This window comes from Tropicimonas sp. IMCC6043 (genome assembly GCF_004146235.1).
Taxonomy (GTDB): domain Bacteria; phylum Pseudomonadota; class Alphaproteobacteria; order Rhodobacterales; family Rhodobacteraceae; genus Tropicimonas.
In genome coordinates this window covers 56,686-74,851 of the sequence record NZ_SELO01000022.1, presented here as the reverse complement: position 1 = coordinate 74,851, position 18,166 = coordinate 56,686, and the positions used below count along the sequence as shown (strand labels likewise).

Below are 18,166 nucleotides of genomic sequence, written 5' to 3'. Positions count from 1 at the left end.
ACGCGCTCCCGCAATTCCATAGGATGTGGCTTGCCCATTCCTACCCCCTATATCTGCCTCACAAACAGAGAACCATGGGCGCCACATCTTGGGAATCCTGAATCCGATCAGCTTGGGAACGCTCTAAAAGTCGTCCACCATCGCCCTCCTCTTTGACCGAGGGAGGGCGAGAGGATCTTCACCGGGGACTTGTATCGGAAGGTTTGCTTGGCGTGTGCCGAAGGCATGGGGCACCGAGAGGCGGCGCGGCATTTCGGGAATTCACCGGACAGCGATCATGTTGTCTTTTTCGGTTCCGCCGGTCTACCGGCAGCTGTCACCGATCCACCCGCCGAAGCTGGACGGTTTAACCGGGGCAAACGATCAGCGGCTTTCCGAGGATCGGGGCCGGCCGCGCCAGCAGCGCCACACGGCCAAACGGATGTGAAGCCGCTTGCGCCACTGGATTCTCGGCGTTCGACGTCCCAGGCCCGTTCGGGGGTACGATTGCCGCCCGACAATCCGCAAACCCCTTCATGCAATGAGATCACGGGCGGTCTTCGCGGCCTGGACGAGCAGGAACGAAGCTACGACAAGTTCTCCGGCGTCTTCGAGCGTGTGGAAGACGAAGTGGGTGTTGAAGATCGCGTCGCTCGCACTGTCCCGCACCGCTTCCGCGGCGAGGTCGACCACGACGCCAAAGAACGCCAGCACGGCCACAAGACCGATCAGGACCACGATGTCTCCGCGAAGCGGCTGGGGTGCCGCGACATAGGCGCGTCCGAGAAGCCCGAAGCAGATAACGCCGAAGAGACTGAGGTAGAGAACCTCGCCGATATCGTCGGCGTCGATTCCCCATGCGCCCGTCAGCCCGAACAGGCCCACCATCTGGTCGCCAAACATCTCGTGCAACTCGGCCCTATCGTCGAGAAACAGAAGCAGGAAGACGAGCGCCATCCCTTTCACCCAGCCAAGTCCGGTGCGCCGTCCGGCCCAGGCGAGAAAGGCGAACATCGCGAAGAACTTCGTGAACAGAAGATTGGACGGGAGGCCGCCACGGGCATTGATCTTGAAGAGATCGGGCACCCGCGTGATCGCGCCGGTCTGGTCAGCCGCGTGAAGCACGAGATAGATCGCGATGACGGTCGTATCGACGGCCAGAAGGAGAAATAGCGCGAATCGGGTGTGCAAGGACAGGGACTCACCTCAAGAGATTGCGGCCATCCTGCCGTCCGGTTCATCTGACGGCGGAACGGTTCGAAGCCAGAAGAGCTATCCAGTTTTCTCCCTCGGCTCAAGTCACATTGGGCGAAGTGATGTCGGAGCACTCGTGAGGTTCGGCGAGATTACGTCTGCCCAGCATGGATCCGGCAAAGCTCGGCGCCCCGCGTTCGTCCAGGCCAATTGACCCAAGCACGTCTTGGCTGCGAAGGGGCCCTCCGCCAGATGCGCATTAAGTGCTCCGGGACCGCCTCGATCCGCGCTCAGCGTTTCTCGAAAGAGATAATCGCCTCTCCGAGCCGGACGCCGAAGCGCGAGACATAGGCCCGGTTAAGCAGCCGGTCATCGGACATGAGCCACATCCAGTCATCGAAATCGACGCGCATCGTCCCCTTTCGCACCGGCAGATCGATCCGGTATTTCCAGTTGAATGTATCGCCGCGTTCCTGGCCCTCGGCGGTGCCGATCACGCCGGGAGCGGTTCCGACCCAGCGATCTTCGCCGGTTTTCCGCAGCGTCCAGATCCGCTGCTCCGTCTCTCCGTCGTCGTAGACGAAGTGCTCCACGAGCCGCAGGGTCTGTCCGTCCCAGGTGCCTTCGATATCGACCTCGAAACGCCGCTGCACCGTTCCGAACCGGTCCTGGAACTGCCCGTAGGCGACGGTCCTGCCTTCGAAAAACTCTTCGAGGTTGAGCGTCCTGCCGGTCAGCACATCGTCGTTCAGGCTCGGCGTGCCGGAACAGCCGGCAAGCACAAGCAGAAGAACCGCTGTTAGGATCGTTTTCATTCCGAAGACCTTTCGGAGTCTAGGAGGCATCGACCGACCGATGCGATGTGGCGGAGTCGGGGCGCATCGAGGCGATCAGCTCGGCCACCTTGATGCCGAACTTGCGCATCTCGGAGCGGTTCATGATCGTGCCGTCGCCCATCAGATACATCCAGTCCGTGGTATCGAGCACGTGGCCGCCCGACTCCTCGGGCAGGCGGATCCTGTATCTCAGCATGACGGTGGAGCCGGAGATCACGCCCTGCCCGCTGCCTTCGATGTCATCCGCCTTGGCGACAAAGGTCTTTCCCGGCCCCATCGTCAGGTTCCACTTCCGCTGCATGGTCACGCCGCTCGAATAGACGAAGTCCTCGGTCAACGTGCCGCTGTCGCCGTCCCACTCGCCGTGCATGCGCGCCACGAAGCTGCTCGTCATGCGCCCGGTGGGTCCGTAGATCACGCCTTCGGACATGATCGGTCCATTCAAATCGCGCTTGATATCGAATTCCGGGGAGGTCGCCGCATAATCGCCGGGTCTCTGGGCTCGAAAGCTCAGCAACCGCAGCTTGGCGACGATGGCGCAAACCACCACGCCCAGAAAAGTCGCAAGGGCTGTCAGGGTCATCAGGATGGGTCCTCGTCGGGGAGCGCCAAGACCAGGGCGAGGGCGCAAAGCTTCAGGATGCAGGGAACGATGGCATAGGCGATGGTCAGGGTCGTGATGGCAGAGGGTGCATTGTCCTGACCGGGGGCAAAGCCGCTGGCGTCGAGCACGGGCAAAACAAGGAAGGCGGCAAGGGCGAGGCCCAGCTTGCCTGCGAGGGACCAGATGCCGAAGGCCGTCGAGGCATTGAGACCCGCGCGGGTGAGCACGATCGAGAACATTGCCGGCAGAACAACCATGTCGGCACCCAGCGCTGCACCAGAGGCCACACAGATAGCGGCAAAGGCGATCGCGCCACCGGGGGCCACGAAGGCCGCGCCAATGAAACCGACGATGGAGAGCGGCATCGCAACCAGCAGCACGGCGCGCGCCCCGATCCGCCGGCTCAGCCTTGCCCAGCCGGGAACGCTCAGGCCGGCACACAAGAAGAAGAGGATCAGGAAGGGGCCGGCCAGTCCGGGAAGTTGTAGCCTGTCCTCCACGAAGAACAGAAAGAGCGTGGAGGTGATCGCCACGGGAAGGCTGTTGACCAGAGCCAGCACGAGCAGCCGCATGGCGCCGGACGACCGCAGCCCCGGGAGGGAGAGACGGGAGCCGGAAATCACCGGCCTCTGCCACATCGGCATGGTCAGGATGGCGGCCAGCACAGCGGTGGCGCCGAGCAACATGCCAAAGCGCGTGTAGCCGCCGGCCGCTCCTCCCGATCCCGCCAGCAGGGCGGGTGCCATTGCGGCCAGAACGACACCGGCGAGCATGCCGGCCTCGCGCCAGGCCGCGAGGGTCATGAGTTCCCGCGGCTCGGGGCTCGCAGCGAGTGTCGCGCTGCGCCCGTAGAGAAGAATCATTCCAAGGCTGTAGGCAGAGAACAGCAGCACGAGGATCGCCAGGAGGCGCCAGATCACTCCGGGATCCGGCTGCAACGAAAAGAGAAGGGGAAAGCCGATGGCCAGGCCAGCCGCTGCCGCGATCGCGAAACCAAGCTGCGCCCGCGGCCAGCGGTCGATCGCCCAGCCGAGAACAGGGTCCTGCACGAGGTCGACCAGACGGATCACGAGCAGCAGCGAGCCGATGGTCGCAAGGCTGATGCCAAGCTCCACCGAGGCAAAGCGTGGCAGGTGGATATAGAGCGGAATGCCCGCCGCCGCGAGCATGAGCGCGTAGAGACCGACCCTCGGATAGGCCGTCGCCTGCCGCGCCGCCGTCACACCGACCTCCGCGGTCATTGTCCCTTGAGCCTTCTCGTGAAGCTCTGCGACCGGGTGTTCTCGCCCAGAAAGATCGCCATGAAACGATACTTGATCTCGGGATGCGAGAGCGTGCAGGCGGGACGCCCGTTCAGCCAGAGCGAAATCCGGTTCGGACCGTCGGTCACGGCAAGATACCGGTCCCCCTTCGAGACCTTCGAATAGCAGCTTTCGAGCTGATTACGCACCGGCAGGGCGCCGCCGGTCCGGGCCAGTTCGCGCATCGTGCCTTCGACGAGGTCATACTGGCTGAGATTGCGCAGGTAACGAAGCTCCAGCCCGAACTCGTCGTTCCAGTCGAAGGCGCCGCCGCCCCTTGTGTAGAGCCTTGCCTCGTAAATCGGGAAACCGAAGTGACGGTAGACGGCCGTGCCCCGCTCGCTGGCCCCCGGCAGCACCGCACCGATTGCAGCGGCCTGCGCAGGCAGCGCGCCGGTCAGGAACAGCGCCAGGAGGAGCACGCTACGCATGGGAGAGCTCCACCTGGACAACGTTGGTATGTCCGACGGCAAAGGACGCGGCACAGATCTCGAGGTAATATTGCCAGTTCCGGAAGAACCCGTCGCCATTGCCGAGCTCATCGATCCGGCGCTTCTGCCGCAGCAGGCGTGCGGCCCACATCCGACAGGTCTGCGCGTAGTCCTGACCGAAGGCGTAGCTGTCCCGAACGGCGAGCCCCGCTGACTGTGCCTGCGATGCAATCGCCGCGTCGGAGAGCAGCATGCCGCCCGGGAAGACGTATTGGCGGATGTAGTCGGAGGACGTGCGATAGGTCTCGAAGAAGCTGTCGGGCACGGTGATTGCCTGAAGCAGCACCCGGCCGCCTTCGGACAGGTTGCGCTTCAGCGTGCCGAAATAGTCCGGCCAGTAGCGCTGACCGACAGCTTCGATCATTTCGATCGAGACGATGTTGTCGAAGCGGCCTTCGATGTCGCGATAGTCACAGAGGCGGATGTCCGCCCGCCCGTCCAGCCGCGCTTCGGCATAGCTGTGCTGGTTGCGCGAGATGGTTACCCCGGAGACCCGGCGGCCTTCTTCCACGGCCTGTTCGGCGAACCCACCCCAGCCGCAGCCGATTTCCAGCAGCCGCTCGCCGTCGCCCAGCCGGGACAGCGCGCGCGCATTCTTGCGCTTCTGACCCTCGGCAAGGTCATCCGTCGCGCCCTCGAAGAGCGCCGACGAATAGGTCATGCCTTCATCGAGCCAGAGCTGGTAGAACTCGTTGCCGACATCGTAGTGAGCGCGAATATTGCGTTGCGCGCCACGGCGGGAATTGGCGCGCAGCACGGTGTCGACCAGCCGGAACTTCAGCCGTTGCGCGGCGCCCGCATGGTCGTAGGCCCCCAGTGCGTCGCGATTGCGCATGGCGAGCGTCACCAGCGCCTCGACCGACGGCGTGTCCCACAGACCCTGAACATAGCTCTCGCCGAGGCCGACCTGGCCATGCGCGGCGATGGCCGATACGGCTGACCAGTCGCGGATCACCATCTCGGCCTCCGCACCGCCGGTGCCGAACCGGTGGACCTCGCCCTCCGGCGTGCGCAGGGTCAATTGTCCGTCACGCAGGCGTTCGCAGGTTGACAGGAACTTGCGCTTCAATGCCGTGCTCGTGATGCCCATGGTTCTCTCCCAGGATCTGCGAAGTTCGGTTGATGCCGCGGACGACGCGCAGCGCGCTCGCGATTCCGTCCTCGTGGAAACCGTGGCGGTTATAGGCGCCGGCGAACCAGGTCCGGTTCTGTCCCTGGATCCGTTGCAGCCCGCGCTGCGCCTCAAGGGCCGGCCCGTCGAAGATCGGATGCGCGAAGTCCTTGCGATCATAGACCAGGTGATCGGGAATCGTCGCGGGTGGATTGAGGGTGACGAATAACGGGTCCTGCTCCGGGATCGCCTGCAATCGGTTCATCCAGTAGGTGACACCGATGGCGCCGTCCTGCGAACGATAGGCCCAGCTGGCCCAGGCGGCGCGGCGGCGCGGCATCTGCGCGGGGTCGCGATGCAGCACGGCATGGTTGGTCTGGTAGCGGATCGCGCCCAGATATGCGCGCTCGGTCGGGCTTGCCTCCGCACCGAGGATCGCGAGCGCCTGATCCGAATGACAGGCGAAAATGACCTCGTCGAACGTCTCCTCATGGCCTCCCTCGACACGCAGGGTCGCCCCGAGCGGATCGCGCGTCACACCCCGGACGGGCGCGTTCAGGCGTATCCTCACGCCCCGCGCCTGAAGGGCCGAGGTCAGACGCCGGACATATTCGATGCTGCCACCCTCAACGGTCCACCACTGGTGCCGGCCCGAGCCGGCAAGCAGGGCATGATTGCGGAAAAAGCGCACGAGAGACCGCGCCGGGAACCGGTCGATCTCCCTGACCGGTGTCGACCAGATCGCCCCGCACATCGGCATCAGGTAGTAGTCCCGGAACCAGCGACCGAGCCGGAGCTCTTCCACCAGTTCGCCGATGGATATCCGGTCGTCCTCGGAGGCATCCACCGCGCGCTTCCCGAAGCGAAGGATGTCCGAGATCATCCCGTGGAACTGCGGCCGGAAAAGGTTGCGCCGTTGCGCGGCGAGGCCGCGGAGACTGGCCAGGCTGTATTCGATCCGGCCATCGTCGATGCTGGCGCCAAAGCTCATGTCGCTCCGGGTCACAGGCACGTCGAGGTCCCGGAACAGGCGCGTGAGGTTGGGATAGGTCGCGTAGTTGAACACGATGAAGCCGGTGTCGACCGGCTGATTCCCCCGCAGCCCCGCCATGACGGTCCGCGCGTGACCACCCAAGCGGCTGCCGGCCTCGAACACGGTTACCTCGTGATCCTGGCCCGAGTAGTAGGCCGCTGACAGCCCTGAGATTCCGGCTCCGACAATGGCAATCCGTTTTCCGGGGGCCGAATGGCAATCAAACATGGCGTCCTCGAGTGTGTAATCTTCAGGGGATACGCGTTTGCAGCCGTGCCGGATCAGAACGAGTCGATGACGTCGAGGAAGTCTCGTAGGCGACCTGCCCCTGACGGCCACGCGGCGATATCACCGGACAGCCGACGAGAGGCCGCTTCCGGACCGCGCGCCATCGCTCGCCCCTTCACACTGATGAAGCAAGTACGGGCCATGAGACCCCGCATCGGCGCGGTCGCAGTTGACACGGGCCGGTGCAGCGCCGATCTCTGCGGCGGCGCGAACGGGCGAAATGCGGGGCCGGGATGATCTGGAACGGAAAACGCGGCTATGTCTTCGTCGAGGTGCCCAAGACCGGCACCAGCGCCATTGCGAGCCGGCTCCTGGAGATCGACCCGGAAGCGCGCCGGGGCGAGGTCGTGCGGCGCGACGGACGGCGCGTTGCCCTGCCGGTGCATGCCGCCGCCACCGAGATCCGCCGCGCGCTCGGCGACGAAGCCGGGGACTACACCTTCATCGCCTTCCTGCGGGACCCGGTCGAGCTGATGGTCTCGAAATACCATTTCTACCGAAGCGGCCGCGCCTCAGAGCGCAGCGACCGTGGCGATGGCGGCCTCGGGCTGAAGCTGCGCGTCGCCTTCGCCCGCGCCACCCCGATAACGCTCTGGTGCCGCCTCTATCCGTTCAAGACCTCATCCCATTTCGTCGACGACGGCGCAGTGCCGGCGGTCGAGGAACTGGGCGATTTCGCACGGCTGCAATCCGAGTTTCTCAGGATCTTCTCCCGGTTCGGCTATACCGAAGCCGAGCTCACGCTCCCGGTGAAGAACCGGACCGACTACACGCCGCCGACGTCGCGCCAGCGCGCGCGCATCGGGGCGATTGCCCGATCGAGATGCCGCCGGGATTTCGAACTCTACGAGCAGGCCGCGGCGCGCTGACTCCCGCTCAGCGCGCGACCCCGTAATAGTCGCAATACCAGCGGACAAACTCCTCAACGCCCTCACGAAACGGGGTGCGCGGCCTCTGGCCGGTCAGGGTTTCGAGCAGCGTCGCGTCGGCCCAGGTGGCCGGCACGTCGCCGGTCTGCATCGGCATGTAGTTTCGGATCGCCTTGCGCCCGAGCGACGCCTCGATCGCATCGACGAAATCGAGCAGCCGCACCTTGTCCGAGTTGCCGATATTGACGATCCGGAAGGGCGCGGCGGGCGACAGGCTGTCGCCTGCAACCTGCGTCTCCTCGCCGCCGGGTACGGCGTCGATCAGCGCGCGGATGCCGCGCACAAGGTCGGTCACATAGGTGAAGTCGCGCCACATCTCGCCATTGTTGTAGATGTCGATCGGCGTGCCTTCGAGGATACCGCGGGTGAACTTGAAGAGCGCCATGTCCGGCCGCCCCCAGGGCCCGTAGACCGTGAAGAACCGGAAGGCGGTGGTCGGAAGCCCGTGGATATGTGCCCAGGCATGGCCCATCGCCTCGTTGGCCTTCTTGGTGGCAGCGTAGATCGTGAGCTGTGTGTCGGCCTTCTGCGTCTCGGCATAGGGCATCTCGGTGTTGGCGCCGTAGACCGAGGAAGTCGAGGCCAGCAACAGATGCGCCACGCCGGCCGCGCGGGCGCATTCCATCACGTTGAACGTTCCCACCACATTGGCGTCGATATAGGAGCGCGGATTCTCGAGGCTGTAACGCACGCCCGCCTGCCCCGCGAGATGCACGATGATGTCGGGCGCGAACGCCTCTACGGCGCGCTGCAAGCTCTCCATGTCCTCCAGGCGCGCCTCGGTGGCCGAAAAGCCCGCATGCTGGCCGAGGATCTCGTGCCGCCGGCGCTTGAGCGAGACATCGTAGTAGTCTGTCATCCCGTCAAAGCCGGCGACCGCCCAGCCCTCCTGAAGCAGCAGCTCGGCAAGATGGAAGCCGATGAACCCCGCAGTTCCGGTGATGAATGCCCGTCTCACGTCTCGCGCCCCTTCCCGCCAGTCTGCCCCGCCCCGGATCGCGCGGACGGGGACCATGTCGGCGGTATCCTACCACCGGAAGCCTGTCCAGACCGCGGCCCCACCGCCGGTCCCGCCGGGCTTAACCGGCCGTTAACCAGAACGCGCGCAGAAGGAAGGCAGCCAAGCCCAGCCGCCGCGCCGGGACGGTGATGCGATCGCAGGAAGACGACAGGCCGCCCATGGTCACCTACCGCGCCGATATCGACGGTCTCCGCGCCATCGCGATCCTGCCAGTGGTGCTCTATCACGCAGGCCTGCCCGGCCTGACCGGCGGTTTCGTCGGCGTCGATGTCTTCTTCGTCATCTCGGCCTACCTCATCACGTCGATCCTCGCCGACGGGATCTCGCGCGGCCGCTTCTCGCTTCTGCGCTTCTACGAGCGCCGTGCCCGCCGCATTCTGCCGGCGCTCACCCTGGTAGTGCTGGTTACCTTCGCTGTCGGCGCACTGGTATTGCTGCCGGCGGAGATGGACGATCTCGGAAAATCCGCCGTCGCAACGACCTTCTTCGCCTCCAACGTTCATTTCGCCTTGTCGCTCGACTATTTCGCCTCCGCGTCCGAACTGAAACCGCTGCTGCATACCTGGTCGCTCGCGGTCGAGGAACAGTTCTACCTGCTTTTCCCGCCGCTGCTCTACCTGATGGTCCGCCTCGGCGGACAGGACGCGGCGCTGCGCAGTATTGCGTTTCTCTCCATCCTCTCGCTCGCACTGGCCGTCGCGATCCTTCCGATCCGTCCGGGCTGGACCTTCTTCCTCCTGCCGACCCGCGCCTGGGAACTGGGGATCGGCGCGGCGCTGGCGTTGCTTCCTTCCCCGGCCCGGCTCGCTCCGCGCAGCCGAAACATGCTGGCCGCCGCCGGCCTTGGTGCGATCGCCCTGCCGGTGTTCCTCTACGGTCCGGCAACCCCTTTCCCCGGGCTCGCCGCCCTGCCCCCGGTGCTCGGCGCCGCCGCGATCTTGCTCGGCGGTCGGGGCGGTGGAAGTGCCGTCACCCGGTTCCTGTCGACACGGCCGATGGTCCGGATCGGCCTCATCTCCTATTCGCTCTACCTCTGGCACTGGCCGGTCCTGGCGTTGCTGCGCTCCGCGCGTGGCGCGGCCGAACTGCCACTGCCGCTCGGCCTCGCCGCCACTGCCCTCTCGGTCGGCCTTGCCGCGTTGACCTACCGGCTGGTCGAGACACCGTTCCGCAGCCGCCCACCCGAGGGGATCAGTCAGGGCGCGGTCTTCGCGCTCTCGGCCGCCGCGCTCGGGCTGACCGCCGGCCTCGGCGCGGCACTCGCCCTGACGCATGGCGCACCGGGCCGTCTGCCGCCCCATGTCCGTGTCATCGCGGCCGCCGCCGAGGACACGAACCCGCGCCGCGCCGCCTGTTTCGGCACCCTGCCCTCGGAGGGCCTTTGCCGGCTCGGCACAGCGACCGAGGGGGCGGCCGATTTCCTGCTCTGGGGCGACAGCCACGCGCTCGCGCTGATGCCCGCGGTCGACCTCGCCGCGACGAAAGCCGGTCTCAGCGGCCTCTTCGCGGGTCAGAGCGCCTGCCTGCCGCTTCCCGGCCTCCGCAGACTCCCGGAAAACCGTGCCTGCACGGAGCTCAACGCCGCGATGATGGCGTTTCTCACGGTGCACGACGACATCCGCCTTGTCGTACTTTCGGGGCGCTGGACGCTCTCGGTCGAGGGCACCCGCTTCGGCGAGGAGCCGGGCGAGGCGGTGCGGCTTGCCCGGGCCGAGTCCGCCGGCGGCGAAGACAATGCCGGTCTCGTCGAACGGGCGCTGGCCGACACTGTCGTCGCCATCCGCGCCACTGGCCGCGAGGTGCTGATCCTCGGCCCGGTGCCGGAGCCCGGCTGGGACGTGCCGCTCCGGGCCGCCAAGAGCGCCATGGTCTTCGGCCGCCCACTGCCCGCACCGGTCTCGCGCGACGCCTTCATCGCCCGCGCCGGCCGCACCGAGGCGATGCTGGACCGCGTCGCCGCCACGGACCCCGGCATCACCCACATCCGGCTCAGCCCGCTCTTCTGCGGCGAGACCTGCGCGGCCACCGGGCCCGGAGGCATCCCGCTCTATTCGGATGACGACCACCTGACGGTCAGCGCGGCACGCAGGCTTCTGCCCCTGCCCCTGACGCGCGCGCTGGTTCAGGCCATTCCCTGACACGGCCGCCACAGGGCTTGCCCCGTGCGGCCGGATGGTCCACATCCGGTGCGGCCACATGGAAGAGGGACGTCATGGTGGAGTGGATCACGAGCCCGGGACTGGTTCCCTACGAGGCGGCCGTTGCCGAGATGGAGCGCCGCGTTGCCGCAATTCATGCCGGTGCCGAGGACGAGGCGATCTGGCTGCTCGAGCACCCGCCGCTCTATACCGCCGGCACCTCGGCGCGGATCGAGGATCTGCGCGATCCCAATCGCTTTCCCGTTTATCCCAGCAAGCGCGGCGGACAATACACTTATCATGGGCCCGGACAGCGCGTCGTCTATGTCATGCTGGAGCTCAACCGACGCGGCCGCGACATCCGCGCTTTCGTCGAGGCGCTGGAGAGCTGGGTGATCGCCACGCTCGACCGCTTCAACGTCAAGGGCGAGATCCGGCCCGGGCGCGTCGGCGTCTGGGTGGCACGGCCGGAAAAGGCGCCGCTTCCCGACGGGTCGCCGCGCGAGGACAAGATCGCCGCCATCGGCATCCGTCTCCGGAAATGGGTGAGCTTTCACGGCATCTCGATCAATGTCGAACCGGAGCTTTCCCATTTCGACGGCATCGTGCCCTGCGGGATCACCGGGCACGGGGTGACCAGCCTCGTCGATCTCGGCCTCCCGGTGACAATGGACGACCTCGACGTCGCCCTGCGCGCCACGTTCGAGGCGGCGCTGCCAGACCCGGCGGCGCACGCAGACTGAGACGGCGGGCCACCGAAGGGGCGGACCGCCGTCTCAAAGGCTTCAAGAGGGTGCAGCCGCGGAGCGGCCAACTCCCGGAAATTCACCGGATGGTGGCCGCTCCCCGCTATTGCGCGATGTCGAAGGCCGGAATCGGCGAGGTCGCCTGCGGCTGCCCTGTTCCGATGGCCGGCTGCGCCGTCGCGCCGCCCCGGATCTCGCTCGCCGCGGTCAGGATCAACTCGGTGCGCCCCTGCTGCTGCGGCGCGAAGACGGGCACCGCACCGCGCGCCAGCGCGTCGGCGCTCGCCTGATACCAGCCATAGGCGAGATCGACCCGCTTCGAGGCACCGAACCCCTCGGCCAGGTGATGGCCCAGAAGCTCCGAATAGGCCGGCTCGCCCAGCACCACCAGGATCAGCGCCGAGGCCAGCGCGACCTCCATGTCGTCCACCCGGTAGCCGTCGCCAAGGCAGATCCGTGCTGTCTGCGCGACCTGCGCCGGCGGCATGCCGGTCGTCAGGATGAAGGCCGAGACCTTGTCGGTCACCGCCAGGCGGTCATTGACCGAGATCGAGGCCACCTGCTCGCGCAGCAGCGGCGCGAGCTGCTTGCATTGCTGGGTTATCTGCGCCGGCGTCGCACCGGCGACCTGCGACGCCAGCTTCTCGCTCTGCGCGATCGCATAGGTGCGGGCGAGGCAAAACTGCTCGTTCAGCGCGATCGTCGGGTCGGACATCGCATCGAGCGTGGTGAAGCCACCCTTGGCATTGGTCATCAGGTTGACCGCGTTGCAATGCGAGGCCAGCGAGCGGGCCTCGGCCTGGCCAAGGAAGCTCGGCATTTGCGGCGTCGCCGCATCGCCCGCCGAAGCAGTGGTCGCCTGAGCGGCCGGAGCAGTGGGCTGCGCCGCCATCTGCGGCGACACGGTCACGTTCACCGAGGGCGCGGACGGTACAGGCGCGGCCCCAGTGGCGAGACCGGCCGCCTGGTCGCGGTAGACGAGCAACAGTCCCCGCGTTCCCATCGGGTTGGCGGCGATCATCTGGTTGGTGGCCGGGCCACCGGCGAGCGCGCGGTTATGCGACGTCAGAAGGAAGTCTTTCTCGTATTGGGTGAGTTGCCCGGTCGGCACGTAGCCGAGATGCGCCTGGTAGGTCGAGATCGCGGCGCGGGTCCGGGGCCCGATGGACCCGTCAGCGCCGCCGGCATTGAAGCCGAAATAGTTCAGCGCGTTCTGGACAGACCGGTTCTCGGCCCGCTGCGCAGAGGAAACCGAGCTCGTGCTGTAGGTTCGCTTGGTCGTGTAGGTCCTCTTGCGCGCCTGGTCGCGGGCGATCGCATTTCCGATGATTCCGCCGACGATCGCGCCTGCGATCGCGTCTCCCGCATCGGCGCGGGCCTCGGGCGGCGGCGCGGCGACAAACGCGAGGGCGGTGACGAGAAGGACAAGGATCATTCGGCGCATCTGACTACTCCCGGTTACCCATGACTAAAATATCGCCCCCATACTAAGCCCGAATCCGGTCGATTCCGAAGAGGAAATGACATTCACTCCCCGAGGCGGCGGTCGGGACTGGTTGTTTCGGGGATACCGAACGGTCGTGGCCGAATTGGCGCGGCGACGTGCCGAGACGGTGACGGCGGGACCTTGATCGGTCTGCCGACGGACGCCACGCGGCGTGTCGGCGATATTCCGCATCCGCAATAATGTTTCGTATTAGCCACATTGAATGTTGCCGGTCCCTTCGGCAGCCCCTAGGGTGGCCCCCGGACACGCGGGCACGCCACGGAAGAGGTGTGCCACAAGAAACAGGACAACTTCCGGAGGTTACGCATGGCCGATGCTGCCATTCATGGGCATGACCATGAGGACGAGCGGGGATTCTTCACCCGCTGGTTCATGTCCACCAACCACAAGGACATCGGGATTCTCTACCTGGTGACCTCGGCCGCCGTGGGCTTCATCGCCGTTTTCTTCACCTTGCTGATGCGCATCGAGCTGATGACCCCCGGGGTCCAGCACATGTGCCTCGAGGGCTTCCGGCTCTTCGCCAGTTCGACCGACGACTGCACGCCGAACGGCCATATCTGGAACGTTCTGATCACCGCGCATGGCATCCTGATGATGTTCTTCGTCGTGATCCCGGCGCTCTTCGGCGGCTTCGGCAACTATTTCATGCCGTTGCAGATCGGCGCGCCCGACATGGCGTTTCCGCGGCTCAACAACCTGAGTTTCTGGCTCTATTTCGCCGGGTGCTGCCTCGCGGTCTCCTCGGTGCTGAGCCCCGGCGGCAACGGCCAGCTCGGCTCGGGCGTGGGCTGGGTGCTCTACCCGCCGCTCTCGGTGCGCGAAGGGGGCTTCTCGATGGACCTGGCGATCTTCGCCGTCCACGTCTCCGGCGCCTCCTCGATCCTCGGCGCGATCAACATGATCACGACCTTCCTCAACATGCGCGCGCCGGGCATGACGCTGCACAAGGTGCCGCTCTTCTCCTGGTCGATCTTCGTCACCGCCTGGCTGATCCTGCTGTCCCTGCCCGTGCTGGCCGGCGCCATCACCATGCTGCTGACCGACCGCAATTTCGGCACCACCTTCTTCGACCCGGCCGGCGGCGGCGACCCGATTCTCTACCAGCACATCCTGTGGTTCTTCGGCCATCCCGAGGTCTACATCGTGATCGTGCCGGGCTTCGGCATCGCCAGCCACGTCATCGCGACCTTTTCGCGCAAGCCGATCTTCGGCTATTTGCCGATGGTCTACGCCATGGTCGCGATCGGTGTTCTGGGCTTCGTCGTCTGGGCGCACCACATGTATACGGTTGGCATGTCGCTCTCCCAGCAGAGCTATTTCATGCTGGCGACGATGGTCATCGCGGTCCCGACGGGGATCAAGGTGTTCAGCTGGATCGCCACGATGTGGGGCGGCTCGATCGAGTTCAAGACCCCCATGCTCTTCGCCATGGGCTTCCTGCTGCTCTTTACCATCGGCGGCGTGACCGGCATCGTGCTGAGCCAGGCCGGCATCGACCGGGCCTATCACGACACCTACTACGTGGTGGCGCATTTCCACTACACGATGTCGATGGGCGCGGCGTTCACGATCTTTGCCGGGATCTACTTCTACATCGGCAAGATGTCGGGGCGGCAATACCCCGAGTTTCTTGGCAAGGTCCACTTCTGGCTGTTCTTCATCGGCGTGAACCTGACCTTCTTCCCGCAGCACTTCCTCGGCCGCCAGGGCATGCCGCGCCGCTACATCGACTATCCGGAGGCCTTCGCCACCTGGAACTACGTGTCGTCGCTGGGCGCCTTCCTGTCCTTTGCGTCGTTCCTGCTGTTCTTCTACATCGTCTGGGCCACGCTGCGGCACGGTCAGAAGATCACCGAAGCGAACTACTGGAACGAGCACGCGGACACGCTGGAATGGACCCTGCCCTGCCCGCCGCCGGAGCACACGTTCGAGACGCTGCCCCGCCAGGAGGACTGGGACAAGGGCCACGCCCACTGACCGCGGTCTGACGAGATCGGAGGGCCCCGGCGGACGCGCCGGGGCTCTTTTCGTTTCAGCACCGCCCGGCGCGCGCTGTTGCCGGTCCCGCGCCGCGCACCGCCTGCCACAGACTTTCCCAGGACACGTCTTGCCCTACCAATGGATCGCCCCCGACCCGGCCGACCCCGCGCCGCCAAAGCACGAGCTGCATCTCTGGCCGCACCGGTCCCTGCCACGCCGCGGTTTCGTCCTGTTCATCGGCCTCACTTTCCTGCTGCTGCTGGTGCCGCTCTATCCGGCGATCGGCACGCCGGTCCTCTGGGGGCTTCTGCCGTTCCTGATGGGAACTCTGGCGTTGCTCTACTGGGCGCTCGAGCGGTCCTACCGGGATGGCGAGGTGCTGGAGGAACTGCGCATCTGGGAGGACCGCGTGCGGCTGGAACAGCACAGCCGCCGCAGGCCGATGCAGGCCTGGGACGCCAACCCGCACTGGGTCGAAGTGACGCTGCACGAGACAGGCGGTCCGGTGGCGAACTATGTGACGCTAAAGGGCGGCGGGCGCGAGGTCGAGATCGGCGCCTTCCTCAGCGACGATGAGCGCGTTGACCTCTATGGCGAGCTGGCGCGATACCTTCCTGCGAGGGGGTAACGATCCATGGCACAGGTACCCGCCACGCCGAAGACCCGCCGCGCGCTGACCTGCCTTGCGGCAAGGACGCTCGGGCCTCGCTGGACTTACGAAAATCTCGCAACGCAATGGTCCGAGGAGCTGGCGCTGGAACGCCGCGCCCATGCCCGCCCGGGCCCGGTCTCGGACCCTGAAGTGGTGTTTCTCATACCGCTGGTCGGCCGGCATCATGTCAGCGACTGGTGCGCCGTGGAGGCGCGGCTTGCGGATACGCTCGCGAGCTTCCGCCGCCAGACCTCGTCCCGCTGGAAGGTGGCGATCTGCGGCCAGGACCGACCGGGCGGCTTGGACTTCGACGACAGGGTTCGCTTCCTGCCCTTCACGCGGCCGTTCCAGGGCAACGACAAATGGGCCAAGCTGGAAACGCTCTGCAAGGCGCTGCCCGAGCTGGGCGTGGGGTCGGGCTACGCCATGCCCTTCGACGCCGACGACCTGCTCGCCCCGGGCGCGGTGGCCGAGATGGTGGAACGTAGGAGCCGCGGCGGCTATCTCGTCACCCGCGGCTGGGTGCTCGACGCAGAGAACCGCACCGTCGGCCTCTGCGCCCCGCAGACGCTGCGCGCTCCGGGGCGCAAGGCGTTCTGGAAAATGTGCGGCAGCTGTGCCGCCTTCCGGTTCGATTTCTCCCGCGACCACCGCGACGCCGAGTTCCTGGCCGCGGTCACCGCCCATGAGCACCGCACCTTCCCGTATCTTGCCCGGCTCGCCGGCCGTCCGCTGACGCCACTGCATCAGGAGGCGGCGCTCTACGTCATCAACCATGGCGAGAATTTCGGCAAACGGCGCGGCCGGGTCAGCTTCAAGACCCGCTATGCCAGCCGGTTCGCGGTCACAGACGAGATCACGCTCGCACAGATCCGGGCAGCGTTCCCGACAGTCTGAGTTGCGGGTCAGAGCGCCGCCGAGGCCTCGCTGTCCTGTTTCAGCCGTTGAATGAAGGCGTTCGAGATATGCGCCTTGAGCGCGGCATAGGCCGCCGCCTCGTCACGCGCACGGATCGCTGCCAGGATCGCCGAATGCTCCGCCATCGCCGTCGCACCTCGGCCCTCAGCGGCCAGAGAGGTCGTCGCCATCAGCGCCATCGAGCGGTAAACGAGGTCGAGCTGCTGCACCAGGTAGCGGTTGTGCGAGGCGAGGTGGATCTGGCGGTGGAAGCGCCGGTTGGCACGCGCCAGAGCAGGCGGATCGCCCACCAGCGCGCGATCCGACTCGATCATCTGCTCCAGCACCTCGATCTCCTCGGCCGCCGCGTGCCGCGCCGCCAGCCGCGCGGCCAGCCCCTCGAGCTCGGAGCGCACGACGTAAAGCTCGGCAAGCTGGTTGTGGTCGAGCGACGCGACGATCAGGCTGCGCCCGTCGCGTGCCAGAAGCGACTGAGTCTCAAGCCGTTGCAGGGCCTCGCGAATCGGCGTGCGGGAGACACCGAACCGTTCCGCGAGCTCCGATTCCACCAGCCGGTCGCCGGGCTTGTAGACCCCGACATCAATCGCTTCGAGGATCATGTCGTATGCGTCCCGCTGCAGCGGCTTGTCATTCGGCATCGTCTTTCCTTCCCGGGACACGGACATCGGACCGCGCGCGCCCCAAGCTATATCACCCGCTCCTGTATTCAAGAAGCCGGCTGCGCGCCCGCCTTGCGCGGGCCCGGCGACGCACCTAGTGTCCGCGCCATGCAGAACGGATTCTCCCACGTCACCACCTGGGTCTTTGACCTCGACAACACGCTTTACCCACCCGCGGCACGGCTCTTCGACCAGATCGAGGTCCGGATGACCGCCTGGGTGATGCGCGAACTCGGTGTCGCGGAGGACGAAGCCAACCGTCTGCGCAAGCTCTACTGGAAGGAACACGGAACGACGCTGGCGGGCCTTATGCGCCTCCACGCGGTCGACCCCGCGTCCTATCTCAACGAGGTGCACGAGATCGACCTCGGCCACTTGGTCCCGGACAGCGCGCTTGCCGACGGTCTCCGGGCGTTGCCGGGCCGCCGCATCGTCTATACCAACGCCTCCCGCCCCTATGCCGAGCGCGTGCTTGCCGCGCGGGGACTGGGCGGGCTCTTCGACGCGGTCTATGGCGTCGAACAGGCCGGATTCCACCCCAAGCCCGACCGCGAGGCCTTCGAGGCGGTCTTTGCCGCCGACGGGCTCGACCCGGCAAGCGCGGCGATGTTCGAGGACGAACCGCGCAACCTCGCCGTGCCGCACGCGATGAGCATGCGGACGGTGCATGTCGCGCCCATCCCTGCGCCGGCCCCGCATATCCATCACCATACCGACGATCTCGCCGGCTTTCTCGCGAAGCTCACCAGAGGCTGAACCGGGCACGCGTCCGCGAA

At 66.2% G+C, this 18,166-nt stretch carries 17 protein-coding genes; 7 read left to right on the top strand and 10 right to left on the bottom strand.

All coding sequences use genetic code 11. The features are described 5' to 3' along the window. Positions 1-513: 513 nt before the first annotated feature. The 7 genes from EU800_RS17810 to EU800_RS17780 form a co-directional block, all read right to left on the bottom strand. A complete protein-coding gene (locus tag EU800_RS17810; RefSeq protein WP_129634379.1) occupies positions 514-1,170 on the bottom strand; it encodes a hypothetical protein in 657 nt (218 codons plus the stop codon). 293 nt (positions 1,171-1,463) lie between these two features. Continuing rightward, complete coding sequence (locus EU800_RS17805) at positions 1,464-1,988, bottom strand: DUF3833 domain-containing protein (RefSeq protein ID WP_129634378.1); 525 nt, start codon at positions 1,986-1,988, stop codon at positions 1,464-1,466. A 19-nt stretch (positions 1,989-2,007) separates the two neighbouring features. After that, a complete protein-coding gene (locus EU800_RS17800; RefSeq protein WP_129634377.1) occupies positions 2,008-2,592 on the bottom strand; it encodes a DUF3833 domain-containing protein in 585 nt (194 codons plus the stop codon). Continuing rightward, positions 2,592-3,854: an MFS transporter gene (locus tag EU800_RS17795; protein WP_129634376.1), complete on the bottom strand. Its 1,263-nt coding sequence runs from the start codon at positions 3,852-3,854 to the stop codon at positions 2,592-2,594. The genes EU800_RS17800 and EU800_RS17795 overlap by 1 nt, the downstream gene beginning before the upstream one ends. Continuing rightward, on the bottom strand, positions 3,851-4,345 hold the full coding sequence (locus tag EU800_RS17790; protein WP_129634375.1) for a hypothetical protein: 495 nt from the start codon (positions 4,343-4,345) through the stop codon (positions 3,851-3,853). Before EU800_RS17790 ends, EU800_RS17795 begins: the two co-directional genes overlap by 4 nt. Then, complete coding sequence (locus tag EU800_RS17785; RefSeq protein WP_129634374.1) at positions 4,338-5,495, bottom strand: cyclopropane-fatty-acyl-phospholipid synthase family protein; 1,158 nt, start codon at positions 5,493-5,495, stop codon at positions 4,338-4,340. The genes EU800_RS17790 and EU800_RS17785 overlap by 8 nt, the downstream gene beginning before the upstream one ends. After that, positions 5,434-6,777: an NAD(P)/FAD-dependent oxidoreductase gene (locus EU800_RS17780; RefSeq protein ID WP_129634373.1), complete on the bottom strand. Its 1,344-nt coding sequence runs from the start codon at positions 6,775-6,777 to the stop codon at positions 5,434-5,436. The genes EU800_RS17785 and EU800_RS17780 overlap by 62 nt, the downstream gene beginning before the upstream one ends. A 293-nt stretch (positions 6,778-7,070) precedes the next feature. Here EU800_RS17780 and EU800_RS17775 point away from each other — a divergent pair, with 293 nt between their 5' ends. Beyond that, positions 7,071-7,706 (top strand): hypothetical protein, encoded by a 636-nt coding sequence (locus EU800_RS17775; RefSeq protein WP_129634372.1) that lies wholly within the window; start codon positions 7,071-7,073, stop codon positions 7,704-7,706. A 7-nt stretch (positions 7,707-7,713) separates the two neighbouring features. Here the strand turns inward: EU800_RS17775 and EU800_RS17770 are convergent, their stop codons facing one another. Further along, the gene (locus EU800_RS17770) at positions 7,714-8,724 is read right to left on the bottom strand and encodes an NAD-dependent epimerase/dehydratase family protein (protein WP_207209934.1); all 1,011 of its coding nucleotides are present in this window, start codon (positions 8,722-8,724) and stop codon (positions 7,714-7,716) included. Positions 8,725-8,945: 221 nt separating this feature from the next. Between EU800_RS17770 and EU800_RS17765 the strand changes: the two genes are divergently transcribed. Continuing rightward, positions 8,946-10,925 (top strand): acyltransferase family protein, encoded by a 1,980-nt coding sequence (locus tag EU800_RS17765; RefSeq protein WP_165354720.1) that lies wholly within the window; start codon positions 8,946-8,948, stop codon positions 10,923-10,925. A gap of 74 nt (positions 10,926-10,999) precedes the next feature. Further along, a complete protein-coding gene (lipB, locus tag EU800_RS17760; RefSeq protein ID WP_129634369.1) occupies positions 11,000-11,668 on the top strand; it encodes a lipoyl(octanoyl) transferase LipB in 669 nt (222 codons plus the stop codon). A 106-nt stretch (positions 11,669-11,774) separates the two neighbouring features. Here the strand turns inward: lipB and EU800_RS17755 are convergent, their stop codons facing one another. Then, positions 11,775-13,115, bottom strand: coding sequence for a peptidoglycan-binding domain-containing protein (locus tag EU800_RS17755; RefSeq protein ID WP_129634368.1), 1,341 nt, complete (start codon positions 13,113-13,115; stop codon positions 11,775-11,777). A gap of 369 nt (positions 13,116-13,484) precedes the next feature. Between EU800_RS17755 and ctaD the strand changes: the two genes are divergently transcribed. The 3 genes from ctaD to EU800_RS17740 all read left to right on the top strand — a co-directional run bounded on the left by ctaD (position 13,485) and on the right by EU800_RS17740 (position 16,710). Further along, positions 13,485-15,158, top strand: coding sequence for a cytochrome c oxidase subunit I (gene ctaD / locus EU800_RS17750; RefSeq protein ID WP_129634367.1), 1,674 nt, complete (start codon positions 13,485-13,487; stop codon positions 15,156-15,158). Between the two features lie 130 nt (positions 15,159-15,288). After that, positions 15,289-15,789: a DUF2244 domain-containing protein gene (locus EU800_RS17745; RefSeq protein ID WP_129634366.1), complete on the top strand. Its 501-nt coding sequence runs from the start codon at positions 15,289-15,291 to the stop codon at positions 15,787-15,789. A 6-nt stretch (positions 15,790-15,795) separates the two neighbouring features. After that, on the top strand, positions 15,796-16,710 hold the full coding sequence (locus EU800_RS17740) for a hypothetical protein (RefSeq protein ID WP_129634365.1): 915 nt from the start codon (positions 15,796-15,798) through the stop codon (positions 16,708-16,710). Between the two features lie 8 nt (positions 16,711-16,718). On the opposite strand, the gene EU800_RS17735 is transcribed toward EU800_RS17740, so the two are convergent. Continuing rightward, complete coding sequence (locus EU800_RS17735; protein WP_129634364.1) at positions 16,719-17,369, bottom strand: GntR family transcriptional regulator; 651 nt, start codon at positions 17,367-17,369, stop codon at positions 16,719-16,721. Positions 17,370-17,498: 129 nt separating this feature from the next. Between EU800_RS17735 and EU800_RS17730 the strand changes: the two genes are divergently transcribed. Continuing rightward, a complete protein-coding gene (locus EU800_RS17730) occupies positions 17,499-18,146 on the top strand; it encodes a pyrimidine 5'-nucleotidase (RefSeq protein WP_129634363.1) in 648 nt (215 codons plus the stop codon). The last annotated feature ends 20 nt before the right edge of the window (positions 18,147-18,166 follow it).

Bases quoted from the DNA above. Each gene is read 5' to 3' on its own strand.
- EU800_RS17800 (WP_129634377.1), bottom strand. From the start codon at position 2,592: ATGACCCTGACAGCCCTTGCGACTTTTCTGGGCGTGGTGGTTTGCGCC.
- lipB (WP_129634369.1), top strand. From the start codon at position 11,000: ATGGTGGAGTGGATCACGAGCCCGGGACTGGTTCCCTACGAGGCGGCC.
- EU800_RS17740 (WP_129634365.1), top strand. From the start codon at position 15,796: ATGGCACAGGTACCCGCCACGCCGAAGACCCGCCGCGCGCTGACCTGC.
- EU800_RS17765 (WP_165354720.1), top strand. From the start codon at position 8,946: ATGGTCACCTACCGCGCCGATATCGACGGTCTCCGCGCCATCGCGATC.
- ctaD (WP_129634367.1), top strand. From the start codon at position 13,485: ATGGCCGATGCTGCCATTCATGGGCATGACCATGAGGACGAGCGGGGA.
- EU800_RS17735 (WP_129634364.1), bottom strand. From the start codon at position 17,369: ATGCCGAATGACAAGCCGCTGCAGCGGGACGCATACGACATGATCCTC.
- EU800_RS17795 (WP_129634376.1), bottom strand. From the start codon at position 3,854: ATGACCGCGGAGGTCGGTGTGACGGCGGCGCGGCAGGCGACGGCCTAT.
- EU800_RS17790 (WP_129634375.1), bottom strand. From the start codon at position 4,345: ATGCGTAGCGTGCTCCTCCTGGCGCTGTTCCTGACCGGCGCGCTGCCT.
- EU800_RS17755 (WP_129634368.1), bottom strand. From the start codon at position 13,115: ATGCGCCGAATGATCCTTGTCCTTCTCGTCACCGCCCTCGCGTTTGTC.
- EU800_RS17785 (WP_129634374.1), bottom strand. From the start codon at position 5,495: ATGGGCATCACGAGCACGGCATTGAAGCGCAAGTTCCTGTCAACCTGC.
- EU800_RS17775 (WP_129634372.1), top strand. From the start codon at position 7,071: ATGATCTGGAACGGAAAACGCGGCTATGTCTTCGTCGAGGTGCCCAAG.
- EU800_RS17780 (WP_129634373.1), bottom strand. From the start codon at position 6,777: ATGTTTGATTGCCATTCGGCCCCCGGAAAACGGATTGCCATTGTCGGA.
- EU800_RS17730 (WP_129634363.1), top strand. From the start codon at position 17,499: ATGCAGAACGGATTCTCCCACGTCACCACCTGGGTCTTTGACCTCGAC.
- EU800_RS17805 (WP_129634378.1), bottom strand. From the start codon at position 1,988: ATGAAAACGATCCTAACAGCGGTTCTTCTGCTTGTGCTTGCCGGCTGT.